Source organism: Streptomyces sp. LZ34 (assembly GCF_053890475.1).
In genome coordinates, this window is the sequence record NZ_CM132680.1 from 6,953,588 (window position 1) to 6,970,882 (window position 17,295).

12 protein-coding genes are annotated in these 17,295 nt (G+C 72.0%); 6 read left to right on the top strand and 6 right to left on the bottom strand.

What is annotated here, in order from left to right; translation table 11 throughout:
* The first annotated feature begins 84 nt into the window (after nt 1-84).
* From ACWY4P_RS28565 to ilvD, 3 genes are all read left to right on the top strand, one after another.
* Nucleotides 85-1,044 (top strand): sugar phosphate isomerase/epimerase family protein, encoded by a 960-nt coding sequence (locus ACWY4P_RS28565; protein ID WP_456213084.1) that lies wholly within the window; start codon nt 85-87, stop codon nt 1,042-1,044.
* The gene (locus ACWY4P_RS28570) at nt 1,041-1,676 is read left to right on the top strand and encodes a TetR/AcrR family transcriptional regulator (RefSeq protein WP_456203199.1); all 636 of its coding nucleotides are present in this window, start codon (nt 1,041-1,043) and stop codon (nt 1,674-1,676) included. The genes ACWY4P_RS28565 and ACWY4P_RS28570 overlap by 4 nt, the downstream gene beginning before the upstream one ends.
* Nucleotides 1,677-1,791: 115 nt before the next feature.
* Complete coding sequence (gene ilvD / locus ACWY4P_RS28575; protein WP_456203200.1) at nt 1,792-3,642, top strand: dihydroxy-acid dehydratase; 1,851 nt, start codon at nt 1,792-1,794, stop codon at nt 3,640-3,642.
* A gap of 166 nt (nt 3,643-3,808) precedes the next feature.
* On the opposite strand, the gene ACWY4P_RS28580 is transcribed toward ilvD, so the two are convergent.
* Together ACWY4P_RS28580 and ACWY4P_RS28585 are read right to left on the bottom strand one after the other, a co-directional pair.
* Nucleotides 3,809-6,001: a protein kinase domain-containing protein gene (locus ACWY4P_RS28580; protein WP_456203201.1), complete on the bottom strand. Its 2,193-nt coding sequence runs from the start codon at nt 5,999-6,001 to the stop codon at nt 3,809-3,811.
* A 225-nt stretch (nt 6,002-6,226) separates the two neighbouring features.
* On the bottom strand, nt 6,227-8,707 hold the full coding sequence (locus ACWY4P_RS28585; protein ID WP_456203202.1) for a serine/threonine-protein kinase: 2,481 nt from the start codon (nt 8,705-8,707) through the stop codon (nt 6,227-6,229).
* Nucleotides 8,708-8,867: 160 nt separating this feature from the next.
* On the opposite strand from ACWY4P_RS28585, the gene ACWY4P_RS28590 reads away from it, so the two are divergent.
* Nucleotides 8,868-9,230, top strand: a complete 363-nt coding sequence (locus ACWY4P_RS28590) for an SH3 domain-containing protein (RefSeq protein WP_456213085.1) — start codon at nt 8,868-8,870, stop codon at nt 9,228-9,230.
* Nucleotides 9,231-9,315: 85 nt separating this feature from the next.
* On the opposite strand, the gene ACWY4P_RS28595 is transcribed toward ACWY4P_RS28590, so the two are convergent.
* Complete coding sequence (locus ACWY4P_RS28595) at nt 9,316-11,712, bottom strand: serine/threonine-protein kinase (protein ID WP_456203203.1); 2,397 nt, start codon at nt 11,710-11,712, stop codon at nt 9,316-9,318.
* Nucleotides 11,713-12,004: 292 nt separating this feature from the next.
* On the opposite strand from ACWY4P_RS28595, the gene ACWY4P_RS28600 reads away from it, so the two are divergent.
* A complete protein-coding gene (locus tag ACWY4P_RS28600; protein WP_456203204.1) occupies nt 12,005-12,259 on the top strand; it encodes a hypothetical protein in 255 nt (84 codons plus the stop codon).
* 198 nt (nt 12,260-12,457) lie between these two features.
* Here the strand turns inward: ACWY4P_RS28600 and ACWY4P_RS28605 are convergent, their stop codons facing one another.
* Together ACWY4P_RS28605 and ACWY4P_RS28610 are read right to left on the bottom strand one after the other, a co-directional pair.
* Nucleotides 12,458-14,077: a SulP family inorganic anion transporter gene (locus ACWY4P_RS28605; protein WP_456203205.1), complete on the bottom strand. Its 1,620-nt coding sequence runs from the start codon at nt 14,075-14,077 to the stop codon at nt 12,458-12,460.
* Between the two features lie 185 nt (nt 14,078-14,262).
* Nucleotides 14,263-14,652 (bottom strand): hypothetical protein, encoded by a 390-nt coding sequence (locus ACWY4P_RS28610; RefSeq protein ID WP_456203206.1) that lies wholly within the window; start codon nt 14,650-14,652, stop codon nt 14,263-14,265.
* A gap of 276 nt (nt 14,653-14,928) precedes the next feature.
* On the opposite strand from ACWY4P_RS28610, the gene proC reads away from it, so the two are divergent.
* The gene (proC, locus tag ACWY4P_RS28615) at nt 14,929-15,798 is read left to right on the top strand and encodes a pyrroline-5-carboxylate reductase (protein WP_456203207.1); all 870 of its coding nucleotides are present in this window, start codon (nt 14,929-14,931) and stop codon (nt 15,796-15,798) included.
* Nucleotides 15,799-15,915: 117 nt separating this feature from the next.
* Here proC and trpS read toward each other — a convergent pair whose 3' ends face one another.
* Nucleotides 15,916-16,935: a tryptophan--tRNA ligase gene (gene trpS, locus ACWY4P_RS28620; RefSeq protein WP_456203208.1), complete on the bottom strand. Its 1,020-nt coding sequence runs from the start codon at nt 16,933-16,935 to the stop codon at nt 15,916-15,918.
* Between the last annotated feature and the right edge of the window lie 360 nt (nt 16,936-17,295).

Below are 17,295 nucleotides of genomic sequence, written 5' to 3' on the forward strand. Positions count from 1 at the left end.
TCGCGGCGCCGGGAGTGGTGCGGCGAGCGGTGGCGGTTTAGCCGTCCGGGGGAGCGCCGTACCCTGTCCCTCGTGACACAGCCAGTGGTGCGCATCCCGGATGCGAAGGTCGCGCTGTCCACGGCCTCGGTCTATCCGGAGTCGACGGCGACGGCCTTCGAGATCGCCGCACGCCTGGGCTACGACGGTGTCGAGATCATGGTGTGGACCGATCCGGTCAGCCAGGACATCGAGTCGCTGCGCCGGCTTTCCGACTACCACGGGGTGCCGATTCTCGCCGTGCACGCGCCATGCCTGCTGATCACTCAGCGGGTGTGGTCGACCGACCCATGGGTGAAGCTACAGCGCGCGAAGGCGGCCGCCGAGAAGCTCGGAGCCTCCACGGTCGTGGTCCATCCGCCCTTCAGATGGCAGCGCGCGTACGCCCGAGAGTTCGTACGCGGAATCTGGCGGATGGCGGGCGAGACGGACGTGCGGTTCGCTGTCGAGAACATGTACCCGTGGCGCTACCGCGACCGGGAGATGCTCGCGTACGCGCCCGACTGGGACGTCACCAACGACGACTACCGCCACTTCACGATCGACCTCTCGCACACGGCGACCGCCCGTACGGACGCGCTCGGCATGGTGGACCGGATGGGCGACCGGCTGGCCCACCTCCACCTCGCCGACGGCATGGGCTCCAACAAGGACGAGCACCTGGTGCCGGGGCGCGGCACCCAGCCGTGCGCCGAACTGCTGGAGCGGCTGGCCGCGACCGGCTTCGACGGGCATGTGGTCGTCGAGGTCAACACCCGGCGGGCGATGTCCACGGCCGAGCGCGAGGCCGACCTGGCGGAGGCGCTGGCCTTCACCCGGCTCCACCTCGCCTCGCCGAACTCGGCCGTCTCGCCCAATGCGGCCGTCTCGCCCAATGCGGCCGTCCCGCCCGATACGGCCGTCCCGCCCGATTCGGCTGCTTCGTCGAACTCGGCGGCCTCGTCGAGCTCAGGCGCCGCATCGGACTCCGCCGCCTCGTCGACCAGGGCGGTGCCCGGCTCGTGACCCCGGCCCTGCCCTCGCAATCCCCCGCTCCGCGCCGCCGCGGCCGTCCGCCCCGTACCGAGGGCGCCGCCGACGCCCCCGCGGCGCGCGACCGGATCCTGACCGCGGCGCGCAACGAGTTCGCCGAGCGCGGCTACGACAAGACCTCGATCCGCGGCATCGCGAAGGCGGCGGGGGTGGACCCGGCCCTGGTCCACCACTACTTCGGCACCAAGGACCAGATGTTCGGGGCGGCCGTCGAGCTGATCTTCGCGCCCGCCATGGGTGCCCCGGACGCGATGCACGGCGGCAGCCGGGAGGGGGCGGGCGAACGGATGGCCCGCTTCATGTTCGGCGTCTGGGAGAACCCCGTCACCCGCCTGCCGCTGCTGGCCGTGATGCGCTCCGCGTTGACCAACGAGGCGGCGGCCGCGGTCCTGCGGGGCATGATCCAGCGCCGGCTGCTGCTGCGGATGGCGGACGAGCTGGATGTGCCCGACCCGGAGTTCCGGGCGCAGCTGGCGGCCGGGCACATGATCGGGATCGCGATGCTGCGGTATGTGATCCGGATGGAGCCGATGGCCTCCGCGCCCTTGGAGGACATCATCGCCATGGTGGGGCCGACGCTCCAGCGCTATCTGACCGAGGACTGAGCCGCGCGTCTTGGGATCCGGACCCACCGTCCGTATCCCGGATGGGAGGCGTACGCTCAGAAGACTCAAGAACCCGGACTACCGGGACGACCCGGAAACGAGGGAGTGGAGCACCGTGCCCGAGCTGAGGTCCCGCACCGTCACCCATGGCCGCAACATGGCGGGCGCCCGAGCCCTTATGCAGGCCTCGGGCGTAGCGCGCGAGGACTTCGGCAAGCCGATCATCGCGGTGGCGAACAGCTTCACGGAGTTCGTGCCGGGCCACACCCACCTCCAGCCGGTCGGCCGGATCGTCAGCGAGGCGGTCCACGCCGCGGGCGGCATCCCGCGCGAGTTCAACACGATCGCCGTGGACGACGGCATCGCCATGGGCCACGGCGGAATGCTCTACTCCCTGCCCTCCCGCGACCTGATCGCCGACTCGGTCGAGTACATGGTCGAGGCGCACTGCGCGGACGCGCTGATCTGCATCTCCAACTGCGACAAGATCACGCCCGGCATGCTCATGGCCGCGATGCGGCTGAACATCCCCACCGTCTTCGTCTCCGGCGGCCCCATGGAGTCGGGCCGGGCGACCCTGGTCGACGGCACGGTCCGCAAGCTCGACCTGATCACCGCGATCTCCGAGGCCGTCAACGACAACGTCTCCGACGAGGACATCGCCCGGATCGAGGACAACGCCTGTCCGACCTGCGGCTCCTGTTCCGGGATGTTCACGGCGAACTCCATGAACTGCCTCACCGAGGCGATCGGCCTGTCCCTCCCCGGCAACGGCTCGGTGCTGGCCACCCACACCGCCCGCAAGGCGCTGTACGAGACCGCCGGCCGCACCGTCGTGGAGATCACCAAGCGCTACTACGAGCAGGGCGACGAGACCGTCCTGCCGCGCGCCGTCGGCTCCCGCGCCGCCTTCGAGAACGCCATGGCCCTCGACATCGCCATGGGCGGCTCGACCAACACGATCCTGCACCTGCTGGCCGCCGCCCAGGAGGCCGGGCTCGACTTCGACATGAAGGACATCGACGGACTCTCCCGCCGCATGCCCTGCCTGGCGAAGGTCGCCCCGAACGTCGCCCCCGGCGGGGTCTACTACATGGAGGACGTCCACCGGGCCGGCGGCATCCCCGCGATCCTGGGCGAGCTGTACCGGGCCGGGCTGCTCAACGAGGACGTGCACACGGTGCACTCGTCCTCGCTCGCCGACTGGCTCAAGCAGTGGGACATCCGCGGCGGCTCGCCCTCCGCCGAGGCCGTGGAGCTCTTCCACGCCGCCCCCGGCTGTGTGCGCTCCGCGACCGCCTTCTCGCAGTCCGAGCGCTGGGAGACCCTCGACACCGACGCCGAGAACGGCTGCATCCGCGACATGGAGCACGCCTACTCCACGGAAGGGGGCCTGTCCGTCCTGTACGGCAACCTCGCCGAGGACGGCTGCGTGGTGAAGACCGCGGGCGTCGACGAGTCCATCTGGACCTTCGAGGGCCCGGCCGTGGTCTGCGAGTCCCAGGAAGAGGCCGTCGAGAAGATCCTCGGCAAGCAGATCAAGGAGGGCGACGTCGTCGTCATCCGCTACGAGGGCCCCAAGGGCGGCCCCGGCATGCAGGAGATGCTCTACCCCACCTCCTTCCTCAAGGGCCGGGGCCTGGGCAAGGCCTGCGCACTGATCACCGACGGCCGCTTCTCCGGCGGCACCTCGGGCCTGTCCATCGGCCACGCCTCGCCCGAGGCGGCCTCCGGCGGCACCATCGCCCTGGTCGAGGACGGCGACCGGATCCGCATCGACATCCCCGCCCGCACGATCGAGCTGCTGGTGAGCGAGGACGAGCTGACCGCCCGGCGCGAGGCCCTCGGCGGGGTGTACGCGCCGAAGAACCGCGACCGCAAGGTGTCCGCCGCGCTGCGGGCGTACGCGGCGATGGCGACCAGCGCCGACAGGGGCGCGGTGCGGGACGTCAGCAAGCTGGGCTAGCGCAGCCGGGTAGCGCGGCCTCGGCCGCGGAGCGTACCTCGGGCCCGGACGCGAGCCGTCCGGGCCCGAGCCACGCTTCCGCCGGTTTTGCTGCTCAGCCCCGTGCTCAGGCCCGCGTTCAGGCCCGCGTTCAGTCCCGCGTTCAGGCCCGCACTCAGCCTTGTGCTCAGTCCTGCTGGTCGGTGGGCGGGCGCTTGGTGGTGTCCTGGCTGAAGACCGCGACGTTGTCGTACCCGTACACCCCGTACAGCGCGTCGCCGATCAGCATCACCTGCGCCGGCGCCCCGCCCGGATCCGTGCGGGCGTTGTCCCGCCACAGCACATGGCCGTCGGAGAGCGCCAGGGCGACCACCCGGCCGCTGGCGGTGGCGAGGTACATGGCGTCGCGCCGGGACGAGACGGCGGGGCCGCTCAGCCACTCCACCTGCGTGGCCCGCGTCCACAGCCGCTTGCCGCCCGTCGTGACCGCGATGACCTCGCCGTTCTGCCGTACGAAGAACAGCGTGCCGCCCGCCAGGGAGATCTCCAGCTGGCCCATCCGGAGGCCCGGGGGCAGCGGCGCGCGGTTGACGGCCCCGCTGTCCGGGGCGATCGACAGCACGGCGGTGTAAATGTCGTCGTCCTTCCCGCCCACCTCCAGGTAGACCAGCTTGCCCGACCGCACGCCGATCGCGTCCAGCTGGACGGGGCGGGAGACGATCCGCCTCGGCTCGCCCGAGCCGGGGTCGAGGGCGTAGATCTCGGTCCGATCGGGCGCGGAGTCGGCTGCGGGGCGGCACTTGGCGTAGGGGCGGTCACCGCCCATGACGGCGGGCTGGCAGCTCAGGGCCTCGCTGATCCGGCGCGACCAGCGGACGTCGCCGGTGCGTGCGTCTACCGCCTGGAACGTCTCGTCGTCCCAACTTTGGGTGAGTACGGCATGGCCACGGCCCCTGGCGAACGTGGAGCCCTGGGAGGTGCCGCCGATATCGGTCCGCCACATCCGCGTGCCGTCCTCGGCCCGGTATCCCTCCAGCCGCGTCTTCCCGTCGTCGTGCTGGACCACGGCCTGGACCAAGCCATCGGACACCCCGACGAGTTCGTCGGTGGAGCCGCTGTCCGGATGGCGCCACACGACGTGGCCCGTGGCGGCGTCCAGCCGGGTGAGGGGAGCCCCGTTCCCACCGCAGTACAGGTCACCGCCGGACACCAGGCAGCGGTCGGCGTACTCTATGCCGCGGTTGATGTAGTCGACGGACGACCCGGGGATCGTACGGTCCCAGGCCCGCCAGCCGGACGGCAACGAAGCCGCCACCGTCACGGTCGGACCGGACGGGGCGTCGTCCTGGCCGTGGTCGGCGGAGCGGAAGGGGGCCCTGGCCGCGAAGACCGCCCCGGCCAGGGCCGCGGCCGCACCGCCCGCGACCAGCGCTCGCCGTACCCAGCGCGCCCGGCGGCTTCCTGCCGTGGTGTCTGCCGCGGTGTTTGTCGCCGCGCCTTTCGCAGTGCCTGTCGTCTTGCTGGTGCTGGTGCTGGTGCTGGTGCTGGTGCTGGTGCTGGTGCCGGTGTAGTCCGCGGCGGGCAGCGCCCGTAGCCGTTCCAGAAGCCGGTCGATCCCAGGCCGGGCCGCCGGGTCCTTCGCGAGGCAGTCCGCGAGCAGGGGGCGCAGTGGTTCCGCCACCCCCTCCAACGAGGGCTGCTCGTGCACGACCTGATACGCGACGATGTACGGACTGTCGGCACTGAACGGGCTGTGGCTCGTGGCCGCGAACACCAGCACCGCCGCCAGCGAGAAGACGTCCGACTCCGGCCCGACCTCGCGCGGCGTCCGCAGCTGCTCCGGGGACATGAAGGGCGGTGTGCCCATCACCCGCCCCGTCATGGTGAGGGTCTGGTGGTCCGCCGCCCGCGAGATGCCGAAGTCGATGACGCGCGGGCCCTCGTCCGACAGGACGATGTTCGCCGGCTTGAGGTCCCGGTGGACCACACCCACCCGGTGGATATCCCGCAGCGCCTCGGCGAGCCCGATCGCCAGCTTCCGTAACTCGGCACCGCGCAGCGGGCCGTTCGCCGCGACCCGTTCGGAGAGGGTGGGGCCCGGTACGTACGAGGTGGCCATCCAAGGACGGTCGGAGTCGGGGTCGGCGTCGACCACCGCCGCGGTGAACGCACCGCTCACCCGCCGGGCCGCCGCCACCTCCTGCCGGAACCGCAGCCGGAACTCGTCGTCATCGGCGAATTGTTGGTGGACGACCTTCAGCGCGGTCCGCCGCCCCGAATCCGACCGCGCCAGATACACGGTGCCCATCCCACCGGCCCCCAGTCGGCGCTCCAGCGTGTAGCCGCCGATGGACGCCGGATCCCCTGCGCGCAGTGCCATCCCGTCTTCCTCAGGTTGTGTCCGGCCCCGACCGGCTGCCGCCCGGAAGCCGCGCCCGGACCAAGCTCGGCCAGACCACTCAGCCGGACCAAGCTCAACCGGACCAAGCTCAACCGGGCCGAGCTCAGCCGGACCAAGTGCGGCCGGACCGAGCCCAGCCGACACACGGTGCGGCGTCACTCTAGCGGCGTGCGCGGCGGCCCCGCCGCCCTCATCACGGGTCCCTCACCAGCGGCCCGGGTCCCGTCCCGACACCCCGAAGACCGTGCCGTCCGGCGCCGACCCGTACACCTTGCCGTCAGCCGCCACCGGCGCGGGCACCAGTTCCAGATAGCTCTTCTGGGCCTTGCCCGTACGCGGCGGGGTCTGCCCCAGCAACTCGCCCCCCACCGCGTCCACGGCGAGCAGCCGCCCGTCCGCCGCCGAGAAGTACAGCCGGTCGCCCGAGGCCACCAGCGGCGACGCATTGCCCACCGAGGTCTCCATCCGCCAGCGCTGCGCCGCGGCCGGATCCGTACGGCGCGGGTCGACGGCCACCAGACCGCCGTCCGAGCACAGCAGGTAGACCATGCCGCCGCGCACCGCCGCGCTCGTCGCGGCCACCGGCGTGGCCAGCGCGACGCGGTGTTCGGCGCGGTGCGCCGGGTCGTACCGGACGACGGTGGCGGTACGGGTCTGTTCGTCGGTGCCGGTGAGGTACAGGACCCCCTCGGAGTCGGCGCCGGCCGGGGTGAGATTGCCGCGGAACGACCGCTGCCAGCGGGTCGTGCCGCGGGCCGTGTCCACCGCCGTGACCAGAGTGTGCGACCCGTCGGCCGACGTGGTGAGCGCGTAGGCGGTGCGGCCGTCGCCGTACGAGACGAACGCCGGGCGGGAATGGCCGGGGACGGCATGGCTCCAGCGCCGCTTGTCCGTGGCCCCGTTGACGGCCGTCACCACGCCGTCCGCCGCGACCAGCAGCACGGTGTCACCCGAGGGGTAGACCCGGCCCTGGTACGAGGCCACGTCACGGCTCCAACGGGGGTGCCCCGTCTTCGGGTCGAGCGCCCGCAGCCGCGCCCCGTCCGGCGACACCACCTGGACCAGGCCGCCGGAGAGCGCGGGGGCGGTCGGCGTGCCGTCGTCCGGGCGGCTCGCGGCGGCGGGGCGCGACCACACCACCTTGCCGTCGGCCGGGTCGAGGCGGACGGCCTCGACGCCGCGCCCGGCGCAGTACAGCGCGCCGCTTCCGTACGAACAGAACGCGGCCCGGGTGCCCTGGCTCGCCGTGTCGGACCCGTCGGCGAGCAGCGTGCCCTCCCACGGCCGCCAGGCCGCCGCCTTCGTGGCGCCGCCCGGCTGCCGGTGCGCCGAGCGCCGCCCGTCGTGGTCCCGCTGCAGCGCCCAGACCGTGCCCGCGCCGAGCATCACGACGGCCAGCACCCCGACCGTGACCCAGCGCCGCGCCGTCCGGTGCGGCCGCCGGCCTGCCGTGACCGCGCGCACCGAGCCTGCCCTGACCCGGGTGTCCGCGTCCCGCCCGCCAATCAGGGGGTTGTCGGTGTGGCCTTCGTCGGCCGGGCCGCCGGTGCCGACCGGGTCGGCAGCGGGGCCCGTATCAACTACGGAGTCCTCGCCTACGGCGTTATTGGCAACGGCGCTATCGACTACGGCGTTATCGGCAACGACGCCATCGGCAACGACGCCATCGGTCACGGCGTCGTCGGTCACGGCGTCCAGGCAGCCATCACCAGCGGCGGCTTCCGTACCGGCCTCGGAGTCCGCGTCCCGCCCGCTGATCGAGACTCCGCCGTCGTCATCGGCCCACAGCGGGCCCGTACCGTGCCCGCGCTGGGCGGGTACGCGCGGGAGCGGGCCGCGCAGGGCGGGCGGATGGGGGCCGCCGATGGCGCGCAGGACCGTCATCAGCGCGTCCGGCGTGGGGCGTTCGGCGGGGTCCTTGGCCAGGCAGCGCTGCACGAGCGGCAGCAGCTCGCGCGGCACGCCCGCCAGATCCGCCTCGTCGTGCACGACCTGGTACGCCACGATGTACGGGCTCTCGGACTCGAAGGGCCCGCGCCCGGTCGCCGCGTGCACCAGCACCGACCCCAGCGCGAACACATCGGCCGCGGGCCCCACATGGCGCGGCCGCTGGAACTGCTCGGGCGCCATGAACGGCGGCGTGCCGATCAGCTTCCCCGTCTCCGTGCGCAGTTCGCTGTCGGACGGCCGCGAGATGCCGAAGTCGATGACCTTCGGCCCGTCCGCGGCGAGAAGCACATTGCTCGGCTTCAGATCGCGGTGCACCACCCCCGCGCGGTGGATGTCGCGCAGCGCCTCGGCGAGTCCCGCGGCCAGCCGCACCATGTCCCCGGTCGGCAGCGGGCCGTTCCGCTTGACGTGTTCGGCGAGGGTGGGGCCGGGGATGTAGAGGGTGGCCATCCAGGGCCGTTCGCCGTCCGGGTCGGCGTCCACGACGGGCGCCGTGAACGCCCCGCTGACCCGCCGGGCGGCCGCCACCTCCTGCCGGAACCGCGCCCGGAACTCGGGGTCTTCGGCGTACTCCGCGTGGACGACCTTCACCGCGAGGCGCCGGCCCGAGGCCGAGCGCGCCAGGTGCACCACGCCCATGCCGCCGGAGCCGAGGCGCGCCTCGAGCCGGTACTGCCCGGCGTACTCCGGGTCCTCCGCTTCCGGGCCTCTCCCGGCTCTGCGCACCGGCGGCATTCCCCACCCCCGTGAATTCGGCCGCAGTCGCGACTCGGCGAGCCTAGTCGATGACACGTGCGAGCCCTGTTAGCCTCCGCTGGTCGTGTCACGTAACGCGACATGTGCACAAGATGTGCACAACATCGGAATGAAGTCAGACGGGGGAGGGCCGATGGCCATGAAAGAGACCGTGGAGACGACCGACGCCGAGGCGGCAGTCGAGGCAGGGACGGTCGAGGCGGGGACCGTCGAGGTAGGGACGGTCGAGGTAGGGACGGTTGAGGCGACGACGGTCACCTATCCGATCGCGCCGGGCTACCAGGTGAACGTGCGCAGCGGACCCAGCACGACCAGCAAGCTGGTCAAGGTGTTGCCGTACAACACCCGCGTCCCGATCCGCTGCCAGCGCCGCGGCCAGAAGGTTTCGGGCCCGTACGGCACGACGGACATCTGGGACAACATCGCGCCGGGGCAGTACGTCTCCGACGCGTATGTGAAGACCGGCAGCGACGGGTTCGTCACCGTCGTCTGCGGCGGCTGACCGGCCGGCGGACTCGGCCGGACGGGCCGCGACGGCTGAACCGGCCGGTCCCGCTGAACCGGCCGGTCCGGCCGGGCCCGGGCCGTCAGGGCTTCGGGGCTGTGGATGCCGAGGGCTGCGCGGACGTCGTCGACGTGTCGGCGCCCCCAGGTTTGGTCTCCCCAGGTTTGGTGTCCGCCGGTTTGGTGACCGCGGGCTTGGCGTCCGGGTGGCGCGGGTCGACCGAGAAGAGCGTGCCGTCGCTCGCCCAGGCCACGATCGAGCCGCCCACCCGGAGCACCTGCGACGATGCCAGATCGCCGCCCGAGCCGCTGACATCGCTGTGTGGCGCGGACTGCCACAGCTCCTCGCCCGTCCGCAGGTTCAGCGCCAGCAGCCGCCCGCTGCCGCTGCACAGATACACCGCGTCCTCGGCGGCCGAGACGATCGGCATGCCCAGCCGCTCCACCGTCGTCTGCCGGCTCCACAGCTGCTTGCCGCTGTCCGCGTCCATCGCGGTGACCCGACCGCTCTCCTGGACGAAGAAGAGCCGGCCGTCGACCAACGCCCCCGCGCCCTGCGCAAGCTTCGGGAGCGGGACCCGTCGCTGCTCCCCGGTTCGGGTGTTCAACCGGAGGAGGTAGGGGTAGGGACCGCTGTCGGCGTTGGTCACCATCGGGAGGATCAGCAGGTCGTCGCCGTCGAGCCCCAGACCGTCCTCGGTGTCCTTCAGCCGGGCCAACTTGGTAGCGGAGCCATCGCGCTTGTCGAGCCGCACGATGGTGGACCACAGGACTTCTTCCTCGTTGCTGTCCCAGCACAGGCCGTACGGCACGTTCCCGTACGCGATGGGCGAGCACTGCTGTCCCCGGGGCACCTGATACGCCCACCGGATCCTGCCGGTTGCCGCGTCCCGGGCGACCAGGGACCGATCGTCGGGGGCGCTGGAGATGACCATGCCGTCGAAGAGCGCCGAGTCGAGGCTCGTACTGATCTCCCGTGCCCACTTCTTGTCGCCGGAGTCCGCGTCCAGGGCGAGCAGCTGGGCGGTCGTGTCCGACGGGGTGTCGTGGACGAAGACCAGCCCGCCGTGCACCCCGACCGGTTCCGAACCGGTCGCCGAGCTGCTGCTCTCGGTCAGCGCCTTGGTACTCCAGTCGACGTGCCCCGTGAGCGCGTCCACGCGGGCCGTCGGGAAACCTGTACCGCCGCAGTAGAGCTTGGTGCTCTGCCGTGCACAGCGCGGGGCGACCTCGCCGCCGATGTCCACGAACCCGCCCGCCGAACGCGCGGTCCCGGCGGCCTGGGTGAGCGACAGCTGCCACGCCCGCCAGCCCTGGGGGAGCGGGATCGCCCGAGGCGTATCGGTCGGCGGGCCGCTCGTACGGACCCCACCGCCGCCGTCGTCGCCCGGTGAGTACAGCGCGAAGGCGCCGCCACCCAGTGCCAGTGCCGCGACGGCGACCATGGCGGCGAGCACGGGGCGGCGCCGCCGGGCCCCGCCCCACGTCGGCCAGGTGCCCTGATCCGCCCCCGCCTTCCCGGCCCCGTCCTGGCCTTGTCCCTTCCCCTTCCCCTTGCCTTCGTCCTCCCCTTTGTCCTTCCCCTTGCCTGAGCCGCCGCCCGAGCCGCCTCCTGGCCGGCGGTCGCCCGAGCCGCCGTTGCCCGGCCCGCCCTCTGTCGCGCGCACCGCGCCCTTGGCCGGCAGTTTGTCCAGCAGCCGCACCAGCTCGGCGATGTCGGGCCGATCGTCCGAGGCCTTGGCCAGGCAGCGCTCGACGACGCCACGCAACGGCTGCGCGACCTCGCTCAGCGCGGGCGGCTCGTGCACCACCTGGTACGCCGTCAGGTACGGACTCTCGCCGTCGAAGGGCCCCTTGCCGGTCGCCGCGTACACCAGCAGCGCGCCGAGCGAGAAGACGTCCGAGGCCCCGGTCACCTCACGGGGTCTGCTCAGCTGCTCGGGAGACATGAAAGGAGGGGTCCCCATGACCCGCCCGGTCACCGTCAGCGCCTGGTTGTCCGCCGCCCGGGAGATCCCGAAGTCGATGACGCGCGGGCCGTCGTCCGCCATCAGCACATTGGCCGGCTTGAGGTCGCGGTGGACCACACCCACCCGGTGGATGTCGTGCAGCGCCTCGGCCAGGCCCAGCGCCAGCTGCCGCAGCTCGGCCGCGTTCAGCGGGCCGCGTTCGGTCAGCTGCTCGGAGAGCGTCGGCCCCGGCACGTACAGGGTCGCCATCCAGGGGCGGTCGGCGTCCGGGTCCGCGTCCACGACGGGCGCGGTGAACGCGCCGCTCACCCGCCGGGCCGCCGCGACCTCCTGCCGGAAGCGGGTCCGGAACTCCTCGTCCTCGGCGAACTGCGCGTGCACCACCTTGACCGCAACCTGTCGGCCCGAGGCCGAACGCGCCAGATAGACGACACCCATGCCGCCGGATCCGAGCCGGTCCAGCAGCCGGTAGTCGCCCATGATCTTCGGATCACCGGCGCTCAGCGGCACCGCAACCCCTCCCCGAGTGCCCGTCGGCACGTGCGTGTTCGTACGTGTGAAGCTGTCTCAGCCTAAAGGGCGGGTCGCACGGGCGGCAGACCGATCCCGGGCAACGAACGGCTTCGATCGGGCATCGGAAGGACATCGGGGGGAACCCTGAGACGCCCCTGACGCTCCCCCAACCGCCCCGGAAATGTGCGGGTTTGCTTTGACGCGCGCAACGGCGGCTGCCAGCGTGATGGACAACATCCGCGGACGGCCGTGGATCGTTGGTGGGGGAACCTCTCAAGGAGACATCCGAATGAACGGCGAAGCCGCAGGGGTGGTCGGCGCAGGCGGAACCTTCCTGCTCCTGATCGTGGTCGTCTGGCAGATCGCCGTGACGTGGCGGGCCCGGATGCTGAGCGCGCGCGAGGAGCAGTACAAGCAGCTGGCGATGAAGTACGCGAAGCTGATGGAGGACAACCTGGAGCTGCACCGCCGCAGCCTCGACGAACTGACCCAGGCCCGGCTCTCCATCGAGGCGCTGGAGAAGCAGACGCACGCGATCGAGTGACCGGGGCGTGAGGGCCACGCGGTGCGGGCCCCCGGCGTTCATGGCGCCGAGGACCCGCACCGCGTTGGTACCCCCCGCTGGTACCCCCCGCTGGTACCCCCCGCTGGTACCCCCCCCGCTGGTACCCCCCGCTGGTTCCCCTGTCGGTACCCCCGCTGGTTCCCCCGTTGTTACCCCCGTTGGTACAACGACGTGCGACTACGCCAGAGCCCGCTCATCGGTGGCACCGGCGTCGGCGGCGTCAGCGTCGCTGTCCGCGTCGTCCGCGTCCGGTGCGCCCGAGGCGCCGGTCTTGCGGGAGCCCGGCTCGGTGCCCCGGCTGACCACCGCGTTGTGCCGCTCGGCCCACGTAGCCAGCGCCATCTCGCAGGCGTGGTCCACATGCCGCAGCCCGCTCAGATCCAGCCGCACCTCGCGCTCGCGAGGCAGCGCCTCCAGCTCGTCGAGCAGCTTGGGAAGCCGCAGGAAGGTGGCGTTGCCCAGCACCTGTACGCGTACGGGGCGGTCCTCCGGCGCGTCCTTCAGACCGGTCACCTCGACATGCACATGCGAGGTCTCCCAGGCCGACTTGGCGATCGCCATCAGCAGACCGATGATCACACCCTCGAACATGTTGGTCACCACGATCGCGCTCGCGGTCACCACCAGCACCACCGCCTCGCCACGGTGCGTACGCCACAGCGGGACCAGGTCCTTGGTCGGGATCAGCTTCCAGCCCGCGTGCACCAGCACGCCGGCCAGCGCCGCCACCGGGATGACGCCCAGCGCCGAGGGGAACAGCACCGCGAAGACCAGCAGCCACACGCCGTGCAGCACCCGCGAGGCCTTCGTCCTGGCGCCCGCCTGCACATTGGCGGCGCTCCGTACGATCACCGCGGTCATCGGCAGGGCGCCCAGCGCACCGCACACCGCGTTGCCCGCGCCCTGCGCGATGAGCTCCTTGTCGTAGTTGGTCCGCGGGCCGTCGTGCAGCCGGTCCACGGCCGCCGCGGAGAACAGGCTCTCGGCCGAGGCGATCAGCGTGAAGGCGAGCACGGTCCCGAGCACGCCGATCTCCGCGAGCTGCGCGAACTCACTGCCGCCGGGCGGCTGCACGGCATCCAGCAGACCCTGCACCTCGACCCGCGCGACGGGCAGGTCCATGCCCGCCGTGGCCAGCGTGGCCAGCGCGACCGCCGCCAGCGGAGCGGGCAGCACCCGCGCCCCCGGCCGCCAGCGCGGCCAGAAGACCAGCACCGCGATCGTCCCCACACCCACGGCCACCGCCTTCAGCGCGGTGCCCGACCCGGCCACATCGGCGACCAGACCGGGCAGCTCGCCCAGCTTGCCCAGACCGCTGCTCGGCGCCTTGGCGTCGGCGAGCGCGTACAGCTGCCCGGCGATCAGTACGAGACCGATGCCCGCGAGCATGCCCTGGACAACCGCGACGGAGATCGCGCGGAACCAGCGCCCCAGGCGCAGCATGCCCATCGTCAGCTGCAGCAGCCCGGACATGAGGACCAGGACGCCGAGGGCCGCGAGGCCGTATTCCGCCACCGCCTCGTACACGAGCACGGTCAGACCGGCCGCCGGCCCGCTGACCTGAAGGCTGCTGCCCGGCAGAAAGCCGGTGACCAGGCCACCGACGATGCCGGTGATCAGGCCGAGCTCGGCCGGGACCCCCGAGGCGACCGCCACGCCCACGCACAAGGGCACGGCGACGAGAAAGACGACGAGAGAAGCGGTGAAGTCGGCGCGGAAGGTGCCGGCACCGGCGGAAGAGCCGTCGGTGCCGCCCGCCCCGCGGAAACGGTTGAGAAGGGTCTTTTGCAATGGCATGAGGGTTGCCTCCAGTGCGCCCCGGCACCGGCACAAGGGCAGGCGCGGGCGCGACGTAGCGCTGCGTCAGTCGGGATCGATGGAATCGGTCGCTAGCTGATGAGTTCGCTGGCTGATGAGCTGCTGTTGCGCTGCTGATGAGCGGAGAGAGCGTGGTTGACCGCCGCGGCAGGGCGGGGTGTCTCTCAGCAGCGGAAGATCTGGAGGGAGACCGGCAGTTCGCCGGATCTCGACACGGGGACGGCCTGCCGTCCCGTGAGAGGCGCGACGGCCGTGGTACGCGGCTCCAGCCGCCCGGCGTCGCAACCGCACACACATCCGGGTTTGCCGCTGGGGGTGGGTGCGGTGAGGGGTGCCCGTGCGCCGCGGAGCCCCTGGCAGTCATCGGCCCCGGCGTCGTCATGCGAGGACGCGGTGACCTTGACGGCCGGCCGGGACTCGGCCACGGATGCGGTGGCCACCATCTGGGGGTGGGTGACCTGCGCCGATGCGCAGTCGGCGGCGATGAAGAGGGCGAGCAGCACGGACACCGCGGCGAACAGCACACGGCCGGCCTGCCCGATGGTCCTCACCATCGCCTCCCCTCTGGTCACGAGTTGGACACCGAACTCCATTATGTCCAAAGGGTCGTGACCATTTGCAAGTCGCTATGTAACCGAACTGTGAACGCGGAGTCATCTAACGGGAGTGAGCAGCTCCGATTGCCCCGGCGGACGCCCGCGCGGACGCGCCCCCGCGACGCGCCGGGCCTCCGTACCGCCACCTGGACGCTTCACACACCTACCCCGCCCCCGGTGCGAGGATGGCTCCGTACGCGCAGCAACACAGCAATTCGCGAGGTGAGCCGCACCATGACGGAGAAGGCCACGGAGAAGGCCACGGAGAAGGTCACCGAGAAAGTCACGGGGAAGGTCACCGAGAAGGTCGCCGTGCTCGGCACGGGAAAGATCGGCGAAGCCCTTCTCAGTGGAATGATCCGCAGCGGCTGGGCCCCGTCCGACCTGCTGGTCACGGCCCGCCGCCCGGAACGCGCCGAAGAGCTCCGGGCCCGCCACGGCGTCGAGGCCGTCTCCAACGCCGAGGCCGCCAAGATCGCCGACACCCTCATCCTCACCGTCAAGCCGCAGGACATGGGCGCACTCCTCGACGAGCTCGCCCCGCACGTCCCCGCCGACCGGCTGGTGATCTCCGGCGCGGCGGGCATCCCGACCGCCTTCTTCGAGGAACGCCTGGCCGCCGGCGCCCCGGTCGTCCGGGTCATGACCAACACCCCCGCCCTGGTCGACGAGGCCATGTCGGTCATCTCGGCCGGCAGCCATGCCACCGAGGAGCACCTGGCACACGCGGAGGCGATCTTCGGCGGCGTCGGCAAGACCCTGCGCGTCCCCGAGAGCCAGCAGGACGCCGCGACCGCGCTCTCCGGCTCCGGCCCCGCGTACTTCTACTTCCTCGTCGAGGCGATGACCGACGCGGGGATCCTGCTGGGCCTGCCTCGCGACAAGGCCCACGACCTGATCGTCCAGGCGGCGATCGGCGCCGCCGTGATGCTCCGCGACAGCGGAGAGCACCCGGTCAAGCTGCGCGAGGCGGTGACCTCACCGGCCGGCACCACGATCAGCGCCATCCGCGAGCTGGAGAGCCACGGCGTGCGCGCCGCGCTGATCGCCGCACTGGAGGCGGCCCGCGACCGCAGCCGCGAGCTCGCCTCCGGCAACGGCTGACCGGGCGGGAGCGGGGGCGGAGGCTGCGACGGGGACGGCCGGGAGCCGGAGCCGACGGAGCGGCCGCGACCCGACGGGCTCAGCCGGGCAGGCTGGGCTCAACCGGGCAGGCCGGGCTCAGCTGGGCGGCAGCAGCCCCACCGCCTCGTACGCGGCGTCCACCCGCGGCCGCGCCAGCCCCCGCGCCCGCTCCGCCCCCGCCCGCAGCACCCCGTCCACATATGAGGGGTCGGCGCACAGCTCCGCGTGGCGGACCCGGATCGGCCGCAGCAGCTCCACCACCGCCTCGGCCGTGTCCTTCTTCAGCGCCCCGTACGAGGAGTACACGCCGGCCAGCTCCTCCGGCGTCCCGCCGTCGGTGCACGCTGCGAGCATCTCCAGCAGATTGGCCACCCCGGGCTGCGCCTCCCGGTCGTACGCGACCTCGCTCCCGCTGTCCGTCACCGCCCGCATCACCTTTCTGCGGACCGCGTCCTCCTCGTCGAGGAGATAGACGATGCCCGCCGCCTCGGCGTGCGACTTGCCCATCTTCGAGGTCGGGTCCTGAAGGTCCATGACGCGGGCGGCGACCGCCGGGCGCGTCATCCGGGGCACGGTGAAGACCGGCCCATAACGCTGGTTGAACCGCTGGGCCAGCGTCCGGGCCAGCTCCACATGCTGCGCCTGGTCGTCCCCGACCGGCACCTCGTCCGTGCCGTACACGAGGATGTCCGCGGCCATCAGCGCCGGATAGGTGAGCAGCGACAGCCGCACACTGCGTCCGCGCGCCTGCTCCCGCGCGGCCTTCTCCTTGTACTGGATCATCCGCCGCATCTCGCCGTCCGTGGCTGTGCACTCCATCAGGTAGGACAGCCGCGCATGCTCGTCCACGTGGCTCTGCACAAACACCGTGCAGCGATCCGGATCCAGCCCGGAGGCCAGCATCAGCGTGGCCGCCTGCCGGCTGAGTCTCCGCACCCGGGCCGGGTCATGCTCCACGGTGAGGGCATGCAGATCGACGACGCAGAGGAGCGCGTCGGCGTGGTGCTGGTCCTCCCGGACCCACCGCCGTACGGCTCCGAGGTAGTTCCCGAGCGTCAGATGGCCCGTGGGCTTGATCCCGCTGAAGATCCGCGCTTGTGCGTGTGGCTGTGGCATGAGGTGCCGTCTCCCGCCGTCGTCGGGACCGCCGCGGACCGGCCGGACCGGCTTGTGCGAGAGGGAGACGCACGAACGGCCGCCGGAGCGGCGGCCGTGTGGATGCGATGCGCAATGGTGGGCCGCCGGTCAGGCGGGCCACCACTGGTGAGTGCGCAGCGCATGGTTGGTCATGGGCCCAGACCGTACGCCCTGCGGGTACGCAAGGCCACAAGGTTGATGGCCTTCGGAGTGTCGTGTACTGTTCTCCGGGTTGTCACAGAGCCTTAGCGGTTCCTCGACAGCCACTCACGCCGCACCGGCGGCAAACCACTACTGCACGGCCCCTCATCGGGATGGATTTCGGCGTGCCCGGAATTC